The 23,971-nt window shown below is 46.1% G+C and carries 16 protein-coding genes; 6 read left to right on the top strand and 10 right to left on the bottom strand.

Annotated features, from left to right (window positions below):
• Positions 1-53 precede the first annotated feature (53 nt).
• The 3 genes from NC994_RS04885 (at position 54) to pgsA (ending at position 3,718) form a co-directional block, all read left to right on the top strand.
• The gene (locus NC994_RS04885; protein ID WP_190439801.1) at positions 54-1,970 is read left to right on the top strand and encodes a hypothetical protein; all 1,917 of its coding nucleotides are present in this window, start codon (positions 54-56) and stop codon (positions 1,968-1,970) included.
• A 467-nt stretch (positions 1,971-2,437) separates the two neighbouring features.
• Positions 2,438-3,076, top strand: a complete 639-nt coding sequence (locus NC994_RS04880; RefSeq protein WP_347276560.1) for a sugar transferase — start codon at positions 2,438-2,440, stop codon at positions 3,074-3,076.
• Positions 3,077-3,187: 111 nt separating this feature from the next.
• On the top strand, positions 3,188-3,718 hold the full coding sequence (gene pgsA / locus NC994_RS04875) for a CDP-diacylglycerol--glycerol-3-phosphate 3-phosphatidyltransferase (protein WP_190439798.1): 531 nt from the start codon (positions 3,188-3,190) through the stop codon (positions 3,716-3,718).
• A gap of 76 nt (positions 3,719-3,794) precedes the next feature.
• Here pgsA and NC994_RS04870 read toward each other — a convergent pair whose 3' ends face one another.
• The 4 genes from NC994_RS04870 to surE form a co-directional block, all read right to left on the bottom strand.
• On the bottom strand, positions 3,795-4,730 hold the full coding sequence (locus tag NC994_RS04870; protein ID WP_190439796.1) for an NAD-dependent epimerase/dehydratase family protein: 936 nt from the start codon (positions 4,728-4,730) through the stop codon (positions 3,795-3,797).
• Between the two features lie 11 nt (positions 4,731-4,741).
• A complete protein-coding gene (locus tag NC994_RS04865; protein ID WP_190412779.1) occupies positions 4,742-4,999 on the bottom strand; it encodes a hypothetical protein in 258 nt (85 codons plus the stop codon).
• Positions 4,996-5,181, bottom strand: a complete 186-nt coding sequence (locus NC994_RS04860; protein ID WP_190412893.1) for a hypothetical protein — start codon at positions 5,179-5,181, stop codon at positions 4,996-4,998. Before NC994_RS04860 ends, NC994_RS04865 begins: the two co-directional genes overlap by 4 nt.
• A 100-nt stretch (positions 5,182-5,281) precedes the next feature.
• A complete protein-coding gene (surE, locus tag NC994_RS04855) occupies positions 5,282-5,959 on the bottom strand; it encodes a 5'/3'-nucleotidase SurE (RefSeq protein ID WP_190439794.1) in 678 nt (225 codons plus the stop codon).
• Positions 5,960-6,037: 78 nt separating this feature from the next.
• Between surE and NC994_RS04850 the strand changes: the two genes are divergently transcribed.
• Positions 6,038-8,191, top strand: coding sequence for a HEAT repeat domain-containing protein (locus NC994_RS04850; protein WP_190439792.1), 2,154 nt, complete (start codon positions 6,038-6,040; stop codon positions 8,189-8,191).
• 37 nt (positions 8,192-8,228) lie between these two features.
• Here NC994_RS04850 and NC994_RS04845 read toward each other — a convergent pair whose 3' ends face one another.
• Positions 8,229-8,633 (bottom strand): NIL domain-containing protein, encoded by a 405-nt coding sequence (locus tag NC994_RS04845; RefSeq protein ID WP_190412776.1) that lies wholly within the window; start codon positions 8,631-8,633, stop codon positions 8,229-8,231.
• Positions 8,634-8,705: 72 nt separating this feature from the next.
• Here NC994_RS04845 and NC994_RS04840 point away from each other — a divergent pair, with 72 nt between their 5' ends.
• Positions 8,706-9,311, top strand: coding sequence for a thioredoxin family protein (locus NC994_RS04840; RefSeq protein WP_190439919.1), 606 nt, complete (start codon positions 8,706-8,708; stop codon positions 9,309-9,311).
• A 176-nt stretch (positions 9,312-9,487) separates the two neighbouring features.
• Here NC994_RS04840 and NC994_RS04835 read toward each other — a convergent pair whose 3' ends face one another.
• Together NC994_RS04835 and NC994_RS04830 are read right to left on the bottom strand one after the other, a co-directional pair.
• Entirely contained in the window at positions 9,488-10,366 is an 879-nt protein-coding gene (locus NC994_RS04835) for a hypothetical protein (protein WP_190439790.1), read from the bottom strand.
• Positions 10,367-10,511: 145 nt separating this feature from the next.
• The gene (locus NC994_RS04830; protein ID WP_190439788.1) at positions 10,512-11,393 is read right to left on the bottom strand and encodes an aspartoacylase; all 882 of its coding nucleotides are present in this window, start codon (positions 11,391-11,393) and stop codon (positions 10,512-10,514) included.
• A 227-nt stretch (positions 11,394-11,620) separates the two neighbouring features.
• On the opposite strand from NC994_RS04830, the gene NC994_RS04825 reads away from it, so the two are divergent.
• Positions 11,621-12,529 (top strand): LysR substrate-binding domain-containing protein, encoded by a 909-nt coding sequence (locus NC994_RS04825; protein ID WP_190439786.1) that lies wholly within the window; start codon positions 11,621-11,623, stop codon positions 12,527-12,529.
• A 135-nt stretch (positions 12,530-12,664) separates the two neighbouring features.
• Here the strand turns inward: NC994_RS04825 and NC994_RS04820 are convergent, their stop codons facing one another.
• The 3 genes from NC994_RS04820 to NC994_RS04810 form a co-directional block, all read right to left on the bottom strand.
• Positions 12,665-14,320 carry a PfaD family polyunsaturated fatty acid/polyketide biosynthesis protein gene (locus NC994_RS04820; protein WP_190439784.1) on the bottom strand — a complete coding sequence of 552 codons (1,656 nt, stop codon included), beginning with the start codon at positions 14,318-14,320 and terminating at the stop codon, positions 12,665-12,667.
• A 185-nt stretch (positions 14,321-14,505) separates the two neighbouring features.
• Entirely contained in the window at positions 14,506-21,438 is a 6,933-nt protein-coding gene (locus NC994_RS04815) for a PfaB family protein (protein WP_190439781.1), read from the bottom strand.
• Between the two features lie 112 nt (positions 21,439-21,550).
• A complete protein-coding gene (locus tag NC994_RS04810; protein ID WP_190439778.1) occupies positions 21,551-23,962 on the bottom strand; it encodes an SDR family NAD(P)-dependent oxidoreductase in 2,412 nt (803 codons plus the stop codon).
• Between the last annotated feature and the right edge of the window lie 9 nt (positions 23,963-23,971).

Below are 23,971 nucleotides of genomic sequence, written 5' to 3'. Positions count from 1 at the left end.
CCCTTGAATCCCCATTCGTTTTAGAAAGTACAAAATTGCTCCCGATCGGGATAATGAATCCAAATTCAATACATTCTTCCACTGTCCTTGAGTCTGCAAAACCATCGCCTGCGGAGAATGTCAGCAAGTATGCCTGGTACTTAGGTATTGACTTTGGCACAACTGGCGTGTCTGCGGTTTTGTTAAATGGTTCGACGGGTGAACGATATCCCATCTATTGGATAAGCCAAGGACAGACAGAATCTACCCAAACCAGCTTTCGTTTACCCGCAGTGACTTACACGGGGCCAGCCTGGAGCAATTCAGAGCAGTCATCGGGGGGTGCGAGTAGCGCTTACGCCGATACACCAGCCGCGAGTAACACTTACGCGCATACGCCAGCGGCGATCGCAGTGGGTGTTCTGGCGTCTTCTCTTGCCAATCGTAAAGAAGGAGTCTTTATTCAAGGCTTTAAACCGTACTTGAAGGTGGGAATTCCTTACTATTCATCTGCTAAAAAATGGGAGCCGATATTGCAGTGGTCGCTCGACCAGCCAATTTCTCTTTACTGGCTGGGGCGCTCATTGCAAGCGTTATTTGCCACTCTAAGACCTCTAGGAAGGCAGGGAAACCCGCTATCCCCCACAGAACAATCGAGACCTAATTTGGTGGGTGCTGCTGGTTTAAAGCCCTCTACGCTGAATGCAGCGATGAGTTGCTTGAGTGGTGTGATTGTCGGTTGTCCGGCTAAATGGGGAGATACCTACCGCTTTAACATTCGCGAAGCCGTACTGGGTGCCCATCTGGTGGAAAATCCGGAGGAAATCTTCTTTCTTGAAGATGCGATCGCTACTTTGTTAGCAGGAATTGAAGGTGCAACCTTACCGGGAGTCCCCTGGCAAGGCGGGACTCTGGTGATCGACGCGGGTGCCACTACCATCGAACTCGCTGTGGTGAATTTGCCCGAAAATCTTAAAGACTTAACGTATTCTCAGTTTGCTTGTCGGAGTCTCGCCTATGCAGGCAACGCTATCGATCAAGACATCATCGGTCAATTACTCTTGAACGATGAAGAAGGCAAAATGAAAGATGAATTCGAGTCATCCTTCATCCTGCATTCTTCATCCTTGAGCCTTCCCAAAGCCGGGGAACCCGATTTAGCAACGCGCGATCGCTTGGCATCGTTATTGCAAAGTTCTCCTCTAGGACAAGCGCTTCTGGAAGCTGCCAATTCTGTCAAACGAATTCTGCAACAGCAAGACAGCTATACCGTGGAATTGGGCGGAAAGTCCTGTTTGGTGACACGCCGAGATTTAGAAAACCGCGTGTTCAAACCGTTTCTTGAAAAACTGAATCAAGAATTGAATGCGCTGCTAACTCAGGCAGGGATACCGGCATCGGGAATTCATCAAATTATCTGTACTGGCGGAACCGCAGCCGTCGGAGAAATCGCTCAATGGCTGCGACAAAAACTCCCAAAAGCAGTCTTGATTCGGGATACTGGCGCAAACGACTCAACCCTAAACTGTAGTCCAGTGGCTTACGGTTTGGCTACGTTACCGCTGTATCCTCAACTGTTGGAGCAACAAACGCAGCAGTACAGCGATTATTTTCTGCTTTTGGAACTTTTACGCGCTTTACCGGAAGAACCGCTGCCGCTGAATGAAATTATGCAGTTATTAGAGTATCGCGGCATTAATACGCGGGTTTGTTATTCTCGCGTTATGGCGCTTTTGGAAGGAAAGCTGCCTGCGGGTATCGTGCCGTCGGAAGTCGAGTTTGGACTGCTGAGTTCCACCTCCGAGCAAAATCCTGACTATCAAGCGATCGCAGAGGCTCCACTTTTTGAGAAAGAAGCGACCCAGATGTATCGACTGAATGCTCAGCAGGGCGATCGCTATCTTCGCTATTTAAACACTATCCTGACAAGCACTTATCAAAAACTAGAAGAACCATTAGTTTTTGACTTGTTAGTACCGGCAACAGTTTAGCGATGAGATCCGAGACTGCTTGTATTCAGTCACAAGAACATCCCTCCGCAATTCCCCCTACGTGCGGAGGAAAATCGGGAAAAATCTTTGTTTGCAAAAGACTGGGGAGGAGTACTTCAAGGTAAAAAATTATCCTTCTCAATCCTTGCCGGGTAAGTTCTGACCCGCAAGAGACGCGTAACGACGTACTTTCAGGTAAAAAGAATTATCCATTCTCAATCCTCCTACAGGCAGAGGATTAAATAATTGAAATCTGTAGCTTGTCAACCGTACTTCTAACAAAACTTAAAAAAATACCGATTCCCTTAAAGATTCGGTAAAGTAAGGGCTTTCAACGATTCATCTGTAAGGGGTGTTGCCTATATTGACATAAGAGCAACCTGATTCTAGAAGCCAACTTAAAAACAGTGATTACTACTTCCCACCTCCCCGAATCCCTCGACGTTGCTTCGTCGGCGTTTGATGAAATCTACCTGGTTGATGTTGCAAAGCCAAGCTGTCATCCATCTGTCACTAGCAAAGAGAAGCGCCTGATTGATATCTTGGGAGGCGTCGTGGGGTTAGCGATCGCAGCGACAATTACAATTCCAGTTGCGATCGCGATGCAACTGGATAACCCAGGTCCTGTCTTTTACAGTCAGATTCGCTGCGGTTTGAATGGACGCAAGTTCCGCATCTGGAAATTCCGTTCGATGGTTGTTGGTGCAGAGAAGCTCAAGCATCTGGTCGATAACCAAGCGAAAGGGCATATTTTTAAAAACGAAAATGACCCCCGGATTACCCGCATCGGTAAGTTCTTACGTCGCACTAGCTTAGATGAATTCCCGCAGTTTTGGAACGTTCTAATGGGGGACATGAGCTTAGTAGGAACCCGTCCGCCGACCGTTGATGAAGTCATGCGCTACGACGCTCATCACTGGGAAAGATTGAATGTTAAGCCGGGAATTACTGGCGAGTGGCAAGCGAATGGTCGTTCTAGCGTCCAAGACTTTGAAGACATTGTCCGCATGGATATTGACTACCAGCAAAAGTGGTCTGTTGCTTACGACCTCAGCTTGATTTTCAAGACGGTGATGGCAGTTGTGAAGAAGAAAGGTGCTTGTTAAAAAGCGAATCGCGAATCCCTAACTGTAAACTTAGAATTTCAGGCTGTAGACTCTGGACGCGAAACCGTCCGGAGTCTACAGTCTTTTTAACTTATCAGATCGATGCTTGTTATGACGCTACCCAACTGGATTACTTTATCTCGCTTACTGGCGTTGCCAGTTCTGCTTTATTGCCTGGACACCCCAACAACTGAAACTCGCACTGTGGGGTTGGTAATTTTTCTGGTTGCGGCGGCTACGGATTGGTTAGATGGCTACTTGGCTCGTAAATTGAATCAAGTTACAGATTTGGGTAAATTTCTTGACCCGTTAGTTGATAAATTACTGGTGTTGGCTCCCCTATTGCCGCTCATTCAACTCGGTCAAGTACCGGCATGGGGCGTATTTCTAATTTTGGCAAGAGAGTTAGCGATCGCGGGTTGGCGCGTTAACAAAACGACCATTAGTGGAGCGAATATTTGGGGCAAGTTAAAAACAGTCAGTCAGATTATTGCGATCGCGCTTTTGATCGCACCTCTGCCTGTCTCTTGGGAAATTCCCGCCATGATTGCTTTCTGGATTTCCGTTGCCTTCACTTTGATTTCTGGAGTTATTTACCTTCTACCCCAAAAAACCGAGCAACCCTCAGCGGTTAGCCAGTAGAGATACGATTCATCGGCTCTCTACAACGACTAATCGCTCTTTCGCGTCTTCATGTCTTCGTGTCTTGGTAGTTGATTTAGCCTGCTTCTAGAATTTCGTTATCAATTGAGAAATCTATCTCGGCTTTGTTCCGACCAGAGGCAAGATAATCTTTCTGGAACGAGTTTTTCAGCCCAGAAATTAAGTCATATTCTGGTTGCCATCCTAGTTCAGCCTTGGCTTTATTTACTGAGGCGAAGAAGTGCTGAAGTCGGAAAGGAAAAGCTTTGCGTTTGCCAAAGTCAAACTTTTTGGGTTCGTAGTGGAGAATTTGTAAATTCTCAGGGGACTTCCCGGCTGCAATCGCACAAGCACGCGCTAGACCATCAAAAGTAACATAGCGATCGCCCGACACATTATAAATCTGTCCCACTGCCTGAGAATTGCCCAGCACTGCTGCCATTGCTACCGCTAAGTCTTTCACATGACCGAGTTGGGTGAGATGGAAGCCATGTCCGGGCATGAGAATTGGGCGATCGCGCACAATCCGGTCGAAAAACCAAGCTTCCAGATCGTTATAATTCTGCGGGCCGTAAATATAGGTAGGACGAATCGATGTAAAAGGCACTTTTTGCTGTGCTAGGTAAGCTTCCGTTTCATGCTTGCCTTTGTGACGACTTTTTGGATCGACGGCATCCCCTTCTACATGAGGCATCTGATCTGACTTTTGATACACACCCGCAGAACTCATGTAGATAAAATGCTGCACCCGATCCTTGAAAATTTCTACTAAAGGTTGGGTGTCGCTCAATTCCCGACCGTTGTTATCAAAAATTGCGTCGAATTTTTCTTGAGATAACTTTTCTCTTAGTTGCGAAGCATCCGTGCGATCGCCCTGAATTTGTTTGATCCCTTCAACGGGCGCTGGTTTATTTCCCCGATTGAACAGCACCACTTCATGCCCTTGTTCCGCCAAAATTTTTGTTAGATAAACCCCGATAAAACGGGTTCCGCCCATGATTAAAATTCGCATTTTGATTAATTCTAATTATTTATATCTTTTGCGGATATTTTCCAAGACCGCCCTTCACAGTGAACTTCGTCCCCGATGATTTTAACTCCACCGCGAGCGATCGCAAATAGTTCTTGCCTTTCTTCATCTGTCAAGTAGTCATCACCTTTCAGACCACTTGGGCGCTTTCGAGGATCGCCTCCTGCATCCAAGTAGCGCTGTCGAGATAAAGCAAAAAGTTCTTTTATTCTTGCATACTGTTGCTTTTCAATCTCAGTAGGTTTTGTCATCGTTCCGATACCCATTTGATAGGAACAATATCGCTATTTTGCAGGAGTCGAGCATAGGGTAAGACATTGCTAGGGGTTTCAATTACCCAAATTCCTGTGTCTTCATCATACACCGCATTGCTAAGTAGCTCTAAGGTATCTAAGGCGTTGAGAATTAGGTATTGTGCTTCGGATGGTTCCACCACTATTGAGTTCAATTTAACCTTGGCTATCTTACACGAAGGGACTGCATTAAGGGATTTTCGTTAACTCTTATGGGAGCGGTATCTTACCTCACCTTTTTTAAAGTCGCAGCTGAGTTACGGCGATTTTGCCGGAAAAGCAAACATCAACATCGCTACCGGGCGTACGATCGCGTTTGGCATATTCTCCGACGTAGTAAAAATTATCGCCTTCAACGCGATAGTTAACTGGTAAGGGTTGCCGAGAAGGTTCGCAAAACACCACTTCCGGATCGGGATCTCCGGGTAACAAATGCGGCAAATTCACATTCCAAAACGTTCCCGGTTCAATGGTACGGTTGAGTAGATCGGCTAAAATTCCAGCCGTCCACCTCGCCGCCACATCCCAATCGACATTCAGTTTGCCTTTGCGATAGTGGGAAACGGCAATCCCCGGAATGCCATGAAAGGCTGCTTCGCGCACAGCGGCGACAGTCCCTGAAATGTAAACATCGGCTCCTAAGTTGCCACCGGCGTTGATGCCAGAAAGGACAAACTTGACAGTAGGGCAAAGATGTGTAATTGCAATGCGAACGCAATCAGCGGGAGTACCCGCGATCGCATATTCAAAATCCGAGCGACGCCGGACATGAATCGCTTGAGTCGTCGTCACCTGATGACCGCATCCGGATAAATGGTCTTTAGGAGCCACAATCACCCCCTTGCCATTCATCGCCTTGTGCAGCGCTCGGATTCCAGGAGCGTCTATTCCGTCGTCGTTCGTTAAAATCAAAGTCATATATTTTTTTGCTGAGTCGGACGTAGCCTAGACGGTTTGCTCAAGCACCCATTGATTCAAATGTGAGAAGGCAACTAGATGGAATTGCATCACCAACCGATTCAGGAATCTTACACCGCCGAAAACCTCCTCCAACAGGTACTCTCACTGAGTGATGACCAGCTCAAGCAGGAGTATTTAAATTATCTAAAATGGACAGACCCCATAGTGCAGATGTTACAGCGCTTGGAGGAAAAAGCTCAGGTAGTGCGAGTCGTGAAGTTAGCCTTAGAAGTGGATTTGAGGTTAGGCGCACAGATGGCAGGAGCCGTTAAACCGGAGTTTCAAGCCGCAACCGTCGGTTTAGTTGCTTCTCTAGAAGTTCCTCAAGAGTTGAAATTTCAACTTTTAGGCATCACTGGCTCTGATAGTGCAATCCCCAGCCTACTCCCAGCGCTTCACCACCCTGACGCTAAGGTGCGTGAAAGTGCAGCTTATGGCTTAGCTTCCATCGGCACCGATGCAGTCGTGACAGCGCTGCTGGAAGTATTGAACGATGACGACTCTGGTGTTCGCTTGAGTGCAGCTTATGGATTAGGTTCTATCGGCACCGATGCCGCAGTGATGGGACTGCGGCAAGCGTTGAACGATGAAGATTTTCAGGTGCGCGAGAGTGCAGCTTATGCCTTAGGCGCGATTGGTACCCAGGCAGCCGTAGGGGTGCTGCGGCAAGCATTGAACGATGAGGACTTTGATGTGCGTGGGAGAGCTGCCTACGCTTTAGGTCAAACCCCCACCGAAGAAGCAGTGTCGGCGCTACTGGAAGCTTTGAACGATGCAGATTTTCGGGTGCGTTACAATGCTGCCTATGCTTTAGGTCAAATTCCCACTCAGCAGGCGGTATCAGCACTACTGCAAGCGTTAAATGATGAAAACTATCGGGTGCGTCAAAAAGCAGCCGAAGCATTAGGTTCGATTGGCACGCAAGAAACGGTGATGGCGCTACGGCAAGCGTTGAACGATGATGACTTTGATGTTCGCCGAAGAGCTGCCTATGCTTTAGGAAAAATTGGCAGCGAGGAGGCGGTGGCGACACTACTGGAAGTGTTGCAGGATCGAGACTATCGGGTGCGCGAGAGGGCTGCATTCGGCTTAGGCCTTACCCGCAATCCGTTGGCAGTATCGGGGCTGCTGAAGGCGCTGAAAGATGAAGATTATGAGGTTCGCAGTTGTGCTGCCTATGGGTTAGGTTTAGTCGGTTCTCCGGCGGCAATGTCAGGGTTGCTAGAAGCTTTAAAGGATCGTGACTTTTATGTTCGCAGGGGTGCTGCCTATGCTTTAAGGAAAATCGGCAGAAAGGGCATCGAGCCTGCGCCTGCCCAAGCGGCGGTAGCTGGGCTTTTAGAAGCTTTGGACGATGACGATTCGTGGGTGGGTTGGATGGCTGCCTATGCCCTGGGTTCTATGGGCAAGGAGGAAGGCGTAGCGGCGCTACTGAAAGCTTTAAACCATCCAAACTTTGATGTTCGAGAAAAAGCTGCTGAGGCTTTAGGGAAAATCGGCAGTGAAGTCAGCGTTGTGGGGCTGCGACAAGCGTTACATGATGAAGACTTTGGGGTTCGTCAAAGTGCTGCCGCTGCGTTAGAAAAAATAGGCTCCCCAGCAGCGGTAGCGGGACTTCTAGAGGCTTTGCACGATACCGACTATCGGGTGCGCGAAAATGCTGCCTCTGCTTTAGGTAGCACTGGCTGCCAGATTGCCGTAACCGGGCTGCTGGAGGCTTTGCACGATACCGACTATCGGGTGCGCGAGAAGGCTGCGGAGGCTTTAGGGGAAATCGGTTCTCCGGCTGCGGTGGTGGGGCTGTTGGGGGCGTTGAACGATGAAGACGCGACTGTGGGTGGAAGCGCTGCTTGGGCATTAGGTCAAATCGGCACTCCAGCGGCGGTAGCAGCACTGCGACAAGCTCTCAACCACCCAGACGCTAGCGTTCGAGGGAGTGCTGCCTGGGCATTAGGTCAAATCAATAGCCCGTCGGCTGTAGGGGCGCTCAGGCAAGCTGTTAACCACGAAGACGTTAGCGTTCGTGAGAAGGCTGCCTATAGTTTGGGGAAAATCGGCAGCGCTGGAGCATTACCTCATCTACGCCAGATGCTCTTAAAATCGGAGAATAGCGTTGCTCTTAGCACGATTCTCGATGCGATCGCTGCCATTCAAGAGCGGTGCGGTTACTACAATTATGCGATCGCCTAGTCTTGGACTCAATTCGCCAAAAAGAGGCATTTTCAATTCAAAAATTAGTAGAAATTGCCTCTACGGGACAGGTGGGAATGCACTGTTCGCAGACAATACAGCGCGATCGCGTAAAATTAAGCCGAAATGTCTGCGGTTCCAGAGTCAAAGCTTCTGTGGGGCAAACGCCAGTGCATAACCCGCAGTGAACGCAAACGTCTTCATCGATCGCGATCTCGCGACTGGCAAAAGAAACGCTAATATCTTGCGATCGCATCCATTCGATTCCCGCATCTATTGCATCAATATCGCCCAAAAGTTCCACCACTAGCTTCCCAATTTGATTGGGTGCCACTTGGGCACGAATAATATTCGCCGCTACATTAAAATCCTTCGCCAGTCGATAAGTCACTGGCATCTGAATCGCTCGTTTGGGAAAAGTCAACGTTACTCGTTTTTTCACGGCAAAGGTAGCTCTGGAGGGAGTTGGTACACTAAAGGTAGCTCATCTATAACAATCGTGAAAAAATCTTCGATGGCTGTGAATTCACCTGAATCAACTGCAACCTCCCAGCCGCCGTCGCTAGGAACCGGCGCGAAACGTGTCACAAACTTCTTGATTGCTTTAGTAGCGATTGTCCTCAGCGTTTTCCTATTCTTGGGACTGCAAACTGAGACAAGTTCAGTTTCCCTGGACACCCAAGCTGAGCAATCTACACCGTTAGAAGTGGCTTTGAGCAATGGCAAGCCGACGTTGATGGAATTTTATGCGAACTGGTGTACCAGCTGTCAGGCGATGGCAAAGGATCTGGGCGAACTGAAAGAGCAGTATGCTGATTCGATGAATTTTGTCATGCTGAATGTGGATAACAATAAGTGGTTGCCAGAGATGACGCGCTACCGCGTTGATGGGATTCCCCATTTTGTATATTTCGGCAATAACGGAGACGCGATCGCTCAAACGATTGGTGAGGTACCTCGTCCCGTCATGCAGGCAAACATTGACGCCCTTGTTGCTTCTGTACCTCTGCCTTACGCCCAAGCTGGGGGACAGGTTTCTGCCTTCCAATCACCCGTTACACCTGCCAAAGTTAGTCAGGATGATCCTCGCAGTCACGGTAGCCAAGTCAAAAGCAATTAAGAATTACGAGAACAGTCGCTGTTAGAAGATTTTTGGAGTTTGCGCTGGTTAATCAGAAATCCATTTTGCTGATACCTGATTGCTGAAGGTAACGCCAAAAATGACGCCCACTCAAGGGTTTTGGACAGGGTTTCTCTAGTTGTATGTCTCTTGTCCAGTCTTGAACAGATGCCCGATCACATACAGCCACAGCCGCAGCCGTTGTTCGTACTATCATTACTACCACTACTACCACCACCACTGTTATTGCCGCGACTTCCGAACAGGGAAAAAATGAGGAATATTGGTAGCCACCACCAAAACGATCCTGAAGATTTTTCCGAAGTAGGACGATCTTTGTTCTTAGAAGTAGGAGTTGGAGTCTTGCGAGGTAGTGGAGAATTTTCGCTTGTTTGAGCCAGTGCTAATTCAGAGCTTGTAGAGTGAGTTGTCTGGGTAGAAATCCCTGCTATCAGTAGCGTAGAGCTGCTGATAGTTAGAACTAATATAAATGACAATAGAGCGATCGCTAGGAATTGCCCCAAAGGCAAGCGAGGGAGATAAATAGATGGCAACCAAGTCAGAGTAAAAGATGGTTTGGGTACGATCCAGTACCGATGAGTGTTGACTTGTCTGCACTCAATGTCTTTACCAAATCGAGTGTTGGGTGGTGACCAGATATCGCTAGGAGGTTGCTGTCCAAAGAGTTTTTCGTAGCTAATCAGCGTCTCGTTATAGCACCTATAAAAATTATCCTGTTCGCTGGAACCGCCCTTCGTTGGGTGATGGTGCAATGGTTTTTTTAAAACTTTGTCACAAAACTCATCCCAGTAGGAATGAGTGTAAGTTAAGTGCAAATGCCAAACTCGATCTACTTGATCGGAAGGCGTGACAGGATGCCCAACTACAAGGGCAAGAAAAATAAACTTTTTGTATTCGTTAATGGCACGCTGAGTATATTGAGCCGTCCAACCGTTTTCTCTTGCTAACCTTTGACTAAAGGGAAAAGCAGACTCCGGATCGTCAAGGGGGAATTCTTGAATACTTTGGTAAAGTTCTGCCTGCTGCGCCTTCATTTATGACTCCTTTGTGTTTTTGAATTACCGATTTACTTTTTATTTTTGTTAATCAATAAAATCCACAATTCCAAGTTCGCGATATTTTTTTAACTGACGAAGAGTTAGAAATGATTTAATCTGAATTCGACACTTGAGACTTTTGCTAAATGGTGACTTGCTGCTTTTCAGTCAAACACATAGCAACTCCTTTTTCATAGTAGGCTGCTTCATTGATAAAGACTGGATAAACTGTTGCTTCACCTTCATAAGCGCTCGCTTGACCATCAAACGTTAAAAACATGAGATCGCCGGGATGAAGCGCTTCATAATCTCTAAATTGAAGCTGGGGATGAATCATTGCCTGAATCTCTCCAAACTCATTCCTGGGATAGTCTATTGTCTGGATGCTGTGATAAACGGTAAGGGTATCTCTTACAGGAGGTGGCGTTCCCTGGTTATAGGCTTCCGTGTAGTCTAAAATTGCGTGGACGAGTTCCTCCGTTTGCTGAAATAAAGTTGCATCCAATACCCCTTGAGCCACCGCACCGACTTCAACTGTGCAGCCGAATTCACAAATTGAGTCCAGATGAGGGGTGCCTTGATTTCTGGTTGTCGAGTAAAGTACCTTCACTTTAGAATGAAAAGATGTGAGATAAGCGGCTAGCTGAAGGTTAAAAGGATGCTTACTAGCGAGAATAATTGTTAGCTCCATGTTTGCTGTACTGCTGTGTAAATCAACAACCAAATCTGCCTGATGGCTCCCCCCAGAGCCAAATTTTCCATAAATCTCCTTGGCTCGTTGCGCTTCGTAACTAGAAAGGCTCGAATTCTCCAAATCCTGGCGAAGAAAACAGCGATTAAGGTCGGTATCAACATACCGTTTCCCAATTTCATAGGCTTTGGGATTCGCTAACAAGGTAAGACTTTCAAAGCTAGGTCGCTGAATTAAGTTGGGCGATCGCTCGAATTTCTTCACTAAGTAAATTCCGGTGAGTTCGTTTCCGTGCGTTCCCCCTACAATGGCAACACGCTCGATCTTCTTCATAAAATAATGGCTCCCTATACTTATTTACAACACTATCTATTAACTTAGATGTGTTGAGGTTGATAACGTCTTTTCATTTAGATTAACGAAGGGTTTACTAGATGTCTAATACTTTCTTGATTAGGTAACTATATGGCAAAGATATAGTGTTTAAAAACGGATATTAATTTGACATTTGCATTCCTATCTTGCCAAGATTAGGGCAAAGACATAGTGGTGAAGAACGAATGGAGCTTCGGCATTTGCATTACTTCATCGCGGTTGCAGAGGAGTTAAACTTCTCTCGTGCTGCTGCTCGTCTGCATATCGCGCAACCTCCCTTGAGCAAACAAATTCACGATCTCGAAGACGATCTGGGAGTGCAGCTGTTCGATCGCACCCAGCGACCGCTCCAGTTAACCCTAGCGGGAAGAGTCTTTTTAGACGAAGCTCGAAGCGCGATCGCTAGCGTAGATCGTGCGGTCAACATGGCGCAACGTGCTAGTCGTGGAGAAATCGGGCGATTGGTAATCGGCTTTACTAGCTCAGTGGCAAACAGCTTTTTGCCAGACATTCTGCGAGTTTATCTTGAACGTTTTCCGCTTGTGGAACTCGTCTGGCGAGAGTTAGCAACTTCCTTCCAATTGCAAGCACTGCGCGATCGCCATCTGGATGTTGGCTTTTTCCATTTGCCGTCGTGGATGCAAGAAGAAGTTGATTTATCCTGGATGACGATTTGCCATGAGTCTTTAATCGTCGCCTTACCAGAGAGTCATCCACTGGCGAGCCAACCTCAAGTTTCCTTAAAAGCACTGGCACAGGAAGTGTTCATCCTTCCTTCTCGTCAATTCTCTCCAGTCTTATCTGAACAGCTCGAACATCTGTGCCAACAATCGGGTATTTCCCCCGTTGTCATCCAAGAAGGAACGCTGATGCTAACAATACTCGGCTTAGTCGCTGGTGGGGTTGGAGTTGCCTTGCTCCCTGCTAATGTCCAAAATCTTCAACGCAAGGGTGTCTTGTACAAAAACATCGCTGAACCAACACCAACTGTCCCAATGGCGGCTGTATGGCGACAGGACGATGCTTCAGCGACTTTGCGCGAGTTCTTGGAAGTGACAAAAGCGATCGCGCAGACTCACTCAAAAGCGTCTTAATAAAAACATAAAAACGCCTATACGCGATCGCTTGTCTTCACAGTTTAAGGGATACCAATAGAGACAGCTCAGAGGCTTTTTCGGCAAAGTTCTTCACAATGCCAGCCCCTTGTAGCAAGAATGCTTAGACTATCCCTAAAAAAGAGGTTTTGGACAGTAGTTCCAGTATTGTGCAGGTATCGATAATCCCTGTAGTTTCAAGTTTTGCAGCCGGTACAAAAAGGCACTACCAATCATTATGTGATCGGCAACATCAACTACGCGACGATTATTCGCTTGAGCCAGATAAGAACCCTTCACCCATTCATTGAACGATCCCATCGAGGGGCCACACCAGATTTGATAATCCATTTCACGACCTTTCTCACCCGCATTAGACCAACGGGAGGACAAGCCCAAATACGAGCGGAAAATCAGAGCCATTTTACGTTTAGGATTGTTATCTGCTCTGGTTATTTGATCCGGGTCGCGTTGAGAAAAATAAGCAACCGTATCTTCCCAAACTGACTCTAGACTCTTCCTGAAGATTTCTTTTTCTAATTTCTCTCTTTCCACAAGCGGAATTTCTTCAATTGAGTCATAGTTCTTGTAGAAATCAAAGAGTTTTTGCGCCCGCATTGGGAAGAGACTGCCACGTTTCAGGACTTGCAATTTCACCCCCATTTCAAACATATCCGCCGCTGGTGCCATACTCACATCAGCCATAGCCGCTTGAGCTAGCAAGTTTTTGGTATGAGTAGAAGCTCCAGCTTCAAGACAGGATTGGTTAATGGAGCCTGTCACCACATAAGCGGCTCCCATCATAAATGCCCCTAATGCTGACTGCGGTGTACCAATTCCTCCAGCCGCTCCAACTCTGACAGGTTGTTCGTAACCATATTTTTCCTGAATTTCATCCCTAAGAGTCAGAATCGAAGGTAAGAGACAAACTAAGGGACGATTATCTGTATGACCGCCAGAATCGGCTTCTACAGTAATATCGTCAGCCATTGGAATTTTTTCAGCCAAGGAAGCTTGTAACTCAGTAATCAGTCCTTGAGCGACCAATTGCTTGAGCATTTTAGTTGGGGCTGGTTGCAAAAATTTAGTTGCAACTTCTGCCCTAGAAACTTTGGCAATTATTTTGTTTTTGATCTCGATTTGATTCGCTGAATTGAGGCTAAGTCCCGCTGCCCGATAATAAACAATGTTGGGTGTCAAATCCAGAAATGCGGAAGCTTCTACAGTGGTGACGCCGTATTTGAGATATAAATTGATTGCACCCCGCTCGATTGCAGCTTCGCTAGGACTGTGGATCAAATTAAATGCATAAGGCCCTTCTGGAAGTGCTTGCTGAATGCGGTGAATAGCAGTTTCAATGCGAGAAGGAACTAAGCCCGCGGCACCAAAGGCACTGAGAATCTTTTCTTTACCAAGGGCAATTACCATTTCTTCGGAGGCAATGCCATTCGCCATTGACCCCGTACTATAAGCATATTTTACCCCGTGAAAAGTCAGGAAACTGGGGTCTCCCAACTGTTGAGGAACTAGCGGTGGCACTGCTGTCAAAGTTTCCACGGATTCAGTTTTGCCGTTATTAGCATCCCCTAAATAACCTTCGTTCGTGACCCCAATTTGGCCTTGCTTGCTAACGATGTAACAGGGTTTATCTAAATTCAGCAGTTTAGTCTTGATACCTTCTTCATCAAAAGCTACAGAATTTAAAGAACCCTGCCAGACTGGATTTTGATTGTTTGGATTTCCTGAGAAACGAAGACCATTTTTGTTTTGCGTTAAAGGTATTGCCAACATAGTTTCTTTTTCCAATTCAAGCCAATAACAGATTGTAGATTGTCGGTTGGGTTGACTCCCCAAATCCCTCCCTTAGGAGAAGAGGGGCTTCCGGACTCCCCTTCCCTACTAGGGAAGGGGGCTGGGGGTTAGGTTCTTAATTCACCAACAGTACTAACTGAACCATAGTGTGAGTTTGATAGATTTTAATCAGACTCAACTAAACAAAGAGCGATGTCTTTAACTTCATAGATTCTCAGGTTGGGTTTCCACAAACTGGCATCACCGATTAAGGTGACTTTGTTTGGAGTAATATCCACTTTGGAAATATGAACCTCTAAATACATCTCGGTATGACCATGAGGAATTTGTCCGCGATATTTCCAAACGATTAGATGGTCGATGGCTTGGACAAAACGGGGAGATTTGAATTGTTTACCAAGATCGTTCTGCAAGGCATAGACTTGCATCGCTTGCAAAATCCCCTCAATTCCTAATGAACCAGGCATGACCGGGTCAAGGTAAAAATGACACTTGAAATACCAGTCATTCGGCTTTACCTCTTTTCGGGCATAGATGTAGCCTTGCTGATAGTTCCCTCCTCCTTGAATAATTCGTACTTCATTCAGGAGGTCTAACTGATACTGAGCAAGCCGATAATGGGGTCGAGCCTGATTAAGGCGATAAAACTTGGCTCTACTTTCCGGACTCCTTAAGTCGATTTTTGCTTTCGCGAGTCCGGTGGTATTTTCCGTTTCGTACCAGGGTGGAACATCCTTACCGCGATCCAGTCCTACCTGATTTGCTAAAGATTGGGGGCTAAAATGACCAAATGCGGCAGTTCCTTCATAAAACGGTTCGCCATCGCAAACCATTTGAAAATCAAAACTCTGAATAATCACTCCCTGGATATTGGATGAAGACAGTAACCGGGCTGTATTCGTAATCGTCTTTCCTCGAATATCTATATCCTTGAGAAGGCGACCCTGTCCATCAAGATTGCGGAAGTACAAGTCTTGATTTGGATACAACAAAGTAGTTCCTAAATAAGCAGAGAGAAAACCACAGGGTTGCAGAGCTATCTCCATTAAAATTGAGTACGGTATTGTTGGAGAGGAGTTTTGGCGATAATACCAAGGCTCTGTGGGAACGTCGTATTCAGTAACAATACTGGAATTTTTTGTTAGTTCATGGCGTTTACCATTCACTTCCAAAACGCGATGCACCAAATTGAGATGAGTATTGGGCATCCGCGAAGCTTTGACGCCACCGTTGTCATAAATCTCGAATTCTGGGCCAAAACACTTAGCAACCGAACCCAGACAAAATTCGTTGACTTGATCTTCATTTAATAAGGCTGGTTTCCGGGGTAATCCTGCCTTTTGTTGAGAGTTGTTTATCGCTTGTTCAACAGAAATTGAATGATTGGGGTTCTTTTCAGATAGCTGCAAGCCGAGGTCTTGGAAGTGAACAACAATTTTGCCGTTTAGGATGACTTCAACATTACATTTTGCATAAGGTTTTGGTGTAATGCCAATTTCAGTGATTTCCATCCGATAGATTAATTTGCCCGAAATGGGAGTCACCTGTCCGCGACAACGGACGACCTGTGGCAAACCGGGAATCGGTTGAAATCTAGCATCAACCGTGTAGGTTTGCAATCCTAAATAGAGAAGATAGAATTGCAAGAGTTGACCGCACCCTTCTGCCATCAGGGAACCAGCCATCACCTGATCGTCTTTGAAGTGGCAGGGGAAATACCAATGATCTGGGTCAAGAAATTTTTCGCCGATAATTAGACCTAAACCCCAAGCCCCTCCTGTCGGTTCTACTGATGTGATGCGGTCGATCATGAGCATTGCCTTCGGGGGCAAGCGCAGGGAGGGATTTAAGCCATCTTGCCAATAATGGTCTCCTAAGCAGGCAGCAATATTACCCTCGGTGAGGGATAACATATCTGACTCATCTAGGCTTGATTTTTGACAGATTAGCAGAGGCTCAAACTTTTGCTTTGGAATCTTGCTTCGCGCTTCAAGTTCTTTATCGGAAACAATAATTCCCTTACCATTTTCGAGTTGTTCGTCGGAAAAGAATCCGGCACAGCCTCCGTCCATTTTGAGGATCATTTTATCCCCAACAAAGCACTCGTAACTAAAGAAAAATAGTAGGTTATCTCCGCTTCGCACAAAAGAATTTATGCGGATGTCATAACGCAGGGTTTGTCCTTCTTTGGGTAAATCATCTAGGAACGTCAGGGTGCAATCAAGCAAGCGATAAACTAGGTCGCCTTTATTCTCAAAATCAATTCCTAGGTAGCTGATTAATAATAAATCGCATTGACCAGATTCTACACTGATTGCCCAAGGAGCTTGACCATCAACAGCGTACCAGGCATTCTGTGGAATATCGTATTCGGTTGTGATTGAAGAGGGTTTAAAGCTATTTATTTCCCCATCAAGTTTAGTAACCCTGCTCACCAAGAGATAGGGCGGAACTGGCAGCCGCACTCGCCGGGAATAGGAATCGATAATTTCATAGTCTTTACCGAAGACACGGGAAATTTTCCCTTCAGCAAATTCTAGTAAATCTGCTTCATCCCAAACAATATTAGAAGGCTTTGTGTAACTATTGCGCTGAGGATCTGAAGTTGCAGGGGCTATCTGACCATTGCTCTGAGCTGATATATTTTGATTCAATAATTGTTCGGCTACAGCTATTTGTAGCTGAAATATCTTCATCATTTGGTTTTGATGATTAGTTGTCTGTTGGGGTTCTTTTGCTATTGTCATGGCTTTTGCTTTATTACCTCTTGTTATCTCTTTTCGGAAAATCTCACAATTTTCAGCGGTCAAAATTTTAGAATAAATTCGGCTTCCACCCAAAGTAACTTTTTTAACAATTGATTGACGTTGGATAGATTTTTCTGGCACTTGAGAATAAAGTGGGGACAAATCCACAGAGACACCGTGACTCACAAGTTTTGCTAAAACCCTGACCACTCCAGTATGGTCATCAACGCCTTTGGTATTGATGGATATGGCAATATGCTCTTGTTGCTTAAGCGTTTCGCTAATCCATCGAGAACAATTGTTTCCTGCGCCTACCTCAATAAAGATTCTGACACCAGCTTCGTAGACACGATGAATAATTCTAGGGAAATCAACCGTTATACAGCAGATTTTGGCGGCGTTATGGGCCAGAGAATTAGTATCTAGCTTAATCGGAGCGTAATTTACTCCAGAATAAAACTGAATATCGGGTAGATTTTGGATGGGAATTGTGTGTAATTCAACCAATCCCTCATACTCAGTATTTGTTGGTTCGCAGTGCAATACACTGTCAAAATTGATGGGGAAATATTTGCACTTGAGAGTTTCAATCACTCTTAAGCAAGCTTGCGGATCTCCACCAATTACTACTTCTTCTGGAGTATTGATAAATGACAGATAAAGACGTTCTTCCTGCTTTAGGACTTCCTTAACTGTCGATACGGGCGCTTTGAGAACATAGGAAATCCAAAATTTTTCCGAGCGATCGCTTTCTGGCAAACCCCAAAACCTACGTCCCGCTAAACAGGGACCGCATAAATCAGTTCTAAATAGAGGAGAGGACACTAAAGCTTCGCTTAATTTCCCATCATCGCGCCAAATGTCAAGGGCAAACAGCATACTGCTAGCTTCACCCAAGCTATACCCAAATGCAACTTGGGGTTGGACTTGGAAATACTGTCTGAGAATGAGGCTATATAGCACTGCCAAACTGATTCCGGTTTGGCACATTGCTACTCCGTCACCCAAAAATTCTGCCTGTTTCTCTGCTTGTGCTTGACTGGAAAGTTTTTCTAAACTTCTGGGATAATGAAGTTTCTCGTGCATGACCTGACCTGGATAGGGAGTCAGAGCCGAGAAGCTATCGTAAACTTTAGGAAATAGCTGGAAAATGTCCCGTCCTAGTCCGAGAGCAGAACTAGCCATACCTGGGTAAACAAAGGCAAGTTTACCCTCTTTTCCTAAAGGTTTCGGTGTGAAATAACTGCCAAGTGGTGTTTTCCATTCTCCGCCCGTTTCAAAGCTTTTTTTGATACCTGCGATCGCTAAGTGGATTTCCCGCAGGATTTCCTGTTTATGAGAACCGACAATCGCTAGGGTATAAGTCGCCTGGGGCGATTTCCCAAAAGCTGTAAAGGTCTGTGTTGCTGCAACGGATAGATCTTCACCCGTTTCAATCAGATTTTGGAGCGAATGCAAGCGTTCGAGCAACGCAGATTGATGATTAGCGGTGAGGGGAAATAAATAGAAGGGCGTTTGTTCCAGATACTTCCTAGGACGCTCTTTTTGGCTCAATTCTTCCGAGAGGATGATGTGAGAATAAGTACCATCTATGCCTAAGCCGTTAATTGCAGCCACTCTTTTGGACGCTTCGGGTTCCAAGAACCAAGTTCTCGATTCGGTGGTGACGTAGAAGGGACTTCCTTGCCACATCTGAGGCAGTTTCGGTCTAGACCACTGGGGAGTCGCAGGAATATACCGATGAAACAGGCAGAGGACAGTTTTGATTAAACTCGCCATCCCGGAAGCGGTATAAGTATGACCGATGTTGGCTTTGACGCTTCCCAGGCAACAACTCAAACTCGCTTGGGAAGTTTGATAGGCAGAAAGTAAACCTTTGATTTCGGCTTCATCTTCTGAGGCGACGCCACTGCCAAAAACTTCCAGATACCCGATGTCTGTAGGGTGAATACCTGCTAAATCGAACGCCTGCTGACAAGCTTGTGTGAGCATGCGATCGCTCGTCGATTGATGATTGGCATTATCCTGAATTAAGCTGATGGCATCAATAACGGCATAAATTCGGTCTTGCTCTTGTTTGGCTGTTTCGTGCCGCTTTAAAATGACGGCACCTGCACCTTCTCCGACCATCCAGCCATTCGCGTTTTCATCAAAGCTTAAGGTGGGAATCCCTTGATTAATCGGTGCTAACTGCTGGCGGAATAATACGTTTTCCAATCCACCAGAGAGATCGACAGCGCCGACGACAACAGCATCAACTTCTCCATTAGAGAGCAGGAGTTGAGCGACTTCTAAAGCTTTAAAAACCGAATTTTCTTCGGCAGAAATGGTGAAGGAGGGACCAGTGAAATCCCACTGGGCGGAAATGCGACTAGCCATCACATTGCCGATGAAGCTAGTGTATCGGTTGACTTGCGCCGGAGGATGCAAGCTATCTTTGGCAATAGTTTCCAGTTCGGCAAGTTTTTCGGGAGACAAAGAAATATTTGCTTGTTCCAAGCTCTCTTTGATTTGCCAAGATAAATCGCATCGACCGCGATACTGGTGCAAGGAGAGTTCTGTCCCCATCGCCACAATCACGGCGACATTTCCCCCTTGCGCTAGTTTTGCATCTTTGATAGCGTTGTCCGCCACCTTGAGCATCAATAGCTGTTGAGGAATCAGTTGATCTTCGTCGCGGGGCGGGATTTTGAAATTGAGAAAATCGAGTTCAAAATCTTGAATGTAGGCTCCCAGAGGCGCTTCACCGTTTGCCAAGCCATATTCTTTGAGTAATTGGGGTTGCTCTTCGATACCTTGCCAGCGCTGAGGCGGAAGGGGGATAAAATGCTGCGTTCCCTCATAAATCGTGCGCTCGAAGGCATCTAAACTTTTACAGGAGCCAAAGAAGGCATCCATGCCGACGATCGCTAATGAGTGTTGAGTGTTGAGTGTTGAGTGTTGAGTGTTGAGTTGAGGATTGGGAATTGGGGATTGGGAATCCTCACCTTCTCCAGCCGTTGCCTCTGAAGATTCTAAAATCAAATGAGCATTAGTACCACCAAAACCAAAAGCATTGATGGCGGCACGTTTTGTCGGTTGTTTTTGAGGCCAAGGTGTCGGGGAAGTGACCATCTGCTCAGCAGCGATCGCGCCTTTTTCTGAACGGAGGGGGTCAATTACGTCGATTGTCGCCGGGATGATCTCTTCACCCATGCTCAAAATCACTTTGATGAGACCCGCGATCCCCGCAGCCGTCAACAAGTGACCAAAATTGGATTTGACAGAACCAATCAGAGGTACCGTTTGATGCTTACCGAAGAAGGTTTCCATCGAGTTGAGTTCGGTGATATCTCCGACAGGAGTACCCGTGGCATGACACTCGATGTAATCGATACTGTTGGGATGTATTCCGGCTTCGGTATATGCCCGTTCAAAGGCTAAGATTTGCCCTTTGGGATTAGGACTGAGGACAAATTTCCCTTTGCCGTCATTCGATAAGCCAACGCCGCAGATTGTGGCGTAGATGCGATCGCCATCTCGCAGCGCATCGCTATATCGTTTCAGGACAACCATTCCGGCTCCTTCTCCAGCTACGAGTCCTCCGGATGACTTATCAAAAGGACGCGATATCCCATCTTCTGGATAAGCGTGGAAAATAGAAAATCCCATATTGATGAAGAACGGATCGGCGCAACTCACCGCACCCGCTAACATCAGGTCAGCTTTGCCGGATAACAGATAGTGACAAGCTAATTTAACTGCATACAGCGATGTCGCACAGGCTGCATCCAGAGATAAATTAATTCCAGATAAAGACAGCGCTTGAGCAATGACTGCTGCCGGATACCCGGATAACATTCCATTTAAAAGAGATCCATCAGAAGGTGGTTTTTTTAGTTGGAAAGATTCTTCTTGTAAAAGTTGCTGAAGGGCTGAATCAAGAAACTTTTGATAGATTGGTGCAAAAAAACGATGGGAAAAGCGGGTAGGAAAAGAAAGATTCCCCAGAATCACGCCGCATTTTTCCAGAACTGATTGATTTCCTAAATAACCGCTATCTTTTAATGCTTGTTTTGAGACGTATAAAGACCATTGATAAATTTCATCTAAGCTTTTCAGTAACTCAGGAGCCATCTGATACTCGCTGGTATCTAACTGAAAATCTCGAATATACCCTCCCTTTAAACAATAGTATTTATCTAGCTTCCCTTTATCTGTCGAATAAAACTTTTGGGGGTCTACTCCCATTTGTTCGACTGTTGCTAAGCTTTTAAAATCTTTTTTAGCAATTAAATTCTGCCAATATTGCTCAGGACTTTCTGCACCTGGGAATAAGCTAGATAAACCGATGATTGCAATTTTTTCCATTCAATATTCCTAAAAGATTAATAAAAAACGACTTTATTTTAAATAGGCTCTAGCCAGCGTGCTGTAGCAGCGATCGCTACTACAGCACGCTGAATTAGTTTTTAACTTGCCATTACTTAACTCCTACTTTTTCAGAGTTAAAGAATAGACGGTTCAGTTGTTTACTAATCGTCACTTCTGCCCCAAATACTCGCGAGTAAACTTTTCCTTGGATATCGTGGGAAGTGATGTTCGCCACTAACTTAGTTTCATTGCTAGAAATGACATCCATCGACACGTAAAATGGTTTACCCAAGGGAATCATTTGGAAATGCTCTCCTTTCTGGCAGCGTAAAGGGAGACTAGCCGCCTGATAAAAATGCCTTACCCAAATCAACATGCACTGAAATTGCACATCTTTGGCGACAAAATCGAATGCCTGTGCCGGAAACTGTCCCCGCTGTTCTTCAGTGATTTGGGGTAAAACACATTCCATCGTCAGGGTTTCTGGCGTAATATTTAAAACTTGTTTGACCCCTTTAAAACTAGGGCCATGAAACAAGGTGCCATCCTGATAAGGCGATAGGAACGCAAACTCTTGACTTTGAGTTGCATCAAATTCATAAGTGGGAGCTTCCGGAATTTCTTTCAGGAGTTTCACCTGCCCGTTGTAATGATAGCGGCGTTTTCCGGGTTCCGCTTCACTCCATATTGTCGCTGCGAGTTCGAGCTGCTCGTTCTGGGATTTATTGACTTCCTTCACTTCCAAGATGTATTCGCTTGCCAATGTTTCATCGAAAACAATGCCTTTTAAGACTTTGAAGTTTTCGCAGCTAAAAAACTTGTAGCCAGGATATAGCTGTTCGCTAACATTGGCAAGCCATACTGAACCACAAACGGTTGGTAATACCGCTTGACCACCAATCGCATGATCTTGCAAAAAGGAATTTGCTTTCAGGTTTAATTTTCGATGAATTTGGTAAGTCCGGAGTTCTGAATCTAGCTCTCCAGACACGACTACCAGAGGACTCCCCACCAAAACTTGCACTGTTTCCCGTTCGCCAAAATCTAGTTCGTCAACTAGCATCTGAGTTCCCACTTCAACGGGAATTACCTCAACCTTGCGTTCGGCAAAAATCTGTTTTAACTCAGGCGTAACCATCCCGCCATCCCAAGGTCCCCAATTAAAGGAAGCTACGTGACATTCGGGATGGAGGCGCTTAAAGTGATGGGCAAATTTATTGAGAATCTCATTGGCGATCGCATAATCCGATTGACCAATATTCCCGTAAAACCCAGCCGCTGAAGCGAACAACACCAAATGCTTGATTTGATTCGGATTGACACAACTCAGCAGATTTTCCAACCCTTTGACTTTGGCAGTATAAACGGCTTCAAAATCCTGTTCGGATTTATTCTCAATCAATTTATCTGCCAAATTGCCAGCGCCATGAAGAATTCCGGAGATCGCTCCAAAACGCTGGACGGTATCTGCTAGTTTTTCCTTTAAAGCGATCGCATCGGTAATGTCGGCGCTGAGATATTCTGCTTTCCCACCCGCTTTCTCAATCGCTTGCAGCGTTTGGGCGATTTCTCGTTGGGATAAAATCGCCTTCAGTGTCTTTTGGACTTTGATTGGGGTGGGTTTCTCTCCTCGTGCAGTAATATCTGCCATAATCCGCTTTTTCAAATCAAATTCATCAACACAGCCTTTTGCCCATGCTGGCTCCGGATTGATGCTTGAGCGACCGAGGAGGATGAATTTGCATCGGTAGCGTTGCGCTAGCTTGATGACACACTGGGAAGTAATCCCGCGTCCACCGCCGCTGACGAGAAACACCGAGGATGGAGTAATTTGATGTGTTGTGCCGCGAGCGTTCTTCTTAACCCTACACATCTCGGCTACCAGGGTGGTTCTCCCCTGGGAACTGTACCCGACTTCGGTAATCAACCGATTGGGGTCGTGAAGTTCCGCGACAATCGATTGGGCGACAAATTCTTCATCGAAAGCGGGACTCAAATCGATGGCGCGACAAAACACCCGTTCCCATTCCAGGTTGAGGGTTTTCGTCAAGCCGAACAGCCCCCCACCGATGGCGCTAAACTCTGTTTTGCGACTTAAACCGAATTGCCCATCCAGGCGGCTCACGGTGAGGAAACAACTGCGTCCTTGACGTGCTGCTTCATTCAGTGATTTTTTGAGGTGCTTAGCAATCAGAAAAATATGCTTGAGGATGGCTTTTTCCGATTCCTGCCCAAGACTTTCTTGAATTGAGGGATGCAGATGAACGAACGCGCCAATCGAGCCGTAGTTTTGCGCGATCGCCATCAGCTGTTGTTTCAAATGCTCCTCGCTCAAATCTGCCAGCACCACACGGTTAATTCCTCCCGGTAACGGTAGCCGTTGGGCAATAACAGATTCGGGGAAACTTAATACAACCACTTTCCACCCTCGGTCTGAAAGAGACTTGACCAATCTGATACTGGCAGGGCTACCGTCATCGGTCAGCAAACAAATGTGATGGTCGGGCAAGGTGAAATCCAAATAATCTAC

Source organism: Trichocoleus sp. AS-A1, assembly GCF_039962015.1.
Classification (GTDB): Bacteria; Cyanobacteriota; Cyanobacteriia; order Cyanobacteriales; family FACHB-T130; genus FACHB-T130.
This window is presented reverse-complemented; position numbering and strand designations above follow the sequence as displayed.

Excerpts from the sequence above, each read along its gene's own strand:
- NC994_RS04815 (WP_190439781.1), bottom strand. The coding sequence starts at position 21,438 with ATGGAAAAAATTGCAATCATCGGTTTATCTAGCTTATTCCCAGGTGCA.
- NC994_RS04820 (WP_190439784.1), bottom strand. The coding sequence starts at position 14,320 with ATGTTGGCAATACCTTTAACGCAAAACAAAAATGGTCTTCGTTTCTCA.
- NC994_RS04885 (WP_190439801.1), top strand. The coding sequence starts at position 54 with ATGAATCCAAATTCAATACATTCTTCCACTGTCCTTGAGTCTGCAAAA.
- NC994_RS04865 (WP_190412779.1), bottom strand. The coding sequence starts at position 4,999 with ATGACAAAACCTACTGAGATTGAAAAGCAACAGTATGCAAGAATAAAA.
- NC994_RS04840 (WP_190439919.1), top strand. The coding sequence starts at position 8,706 with ATGGCTGTGAATTCACCTGAATCAACTGCAACCTCCCAGCCGCCGTCG.
- NC994_RS04835 (WP_190439790.1), bottom strand. The coding sequence starts at position 10,366 with ATGAAGGCGCAGCAGGCAGAACTTTACCAAAGTATTCAAGAATTCCCC.
- NC994_RS04830 (WP_190439788.1), bottom strand. The coding sequence starts at position 11,393 with ATGAAGAAGATCGAGCGTGTTGCCATTGTAGGGGGAACGCACGGAAAC.
- NC994_RS04825 (WP_190439786.1), top strand. The coding sequence starts at position 11,621 with ATGGAGCTTCGGCATTTGCATTACTTCATCGCGGTTGCAGAGGAGTTA.
- NC994_RS04850 (WP_190439792.1), top strand. The coding sequence starts at position 6,038 with ATGGAATTGCATCACCAACCGATTCAGGAATCTTACACCGCCGAAAAC.
- NC994_RS04870 (WP_190439796.1), bottom strand. The coding sequence starts at position 4,730 with ATGCGAATTTTAATCATGGGCGGAACCCGTTTTATCGGGGTTTATCTA.
- pgsA (WP_190439798.1), top strand. The coding sequence starts at position 3,188 with ATGACGCTACCCAACTGGATTACTTTATCTCGCTTACTGGCGTTGCCA.
- surE (WP_190439794.1), bottom strand. The coding sequence starts at position 5,959 with ATGACTTTGATTTTAACGAACGACGACGGAATAGACGCTCCTGGAATC.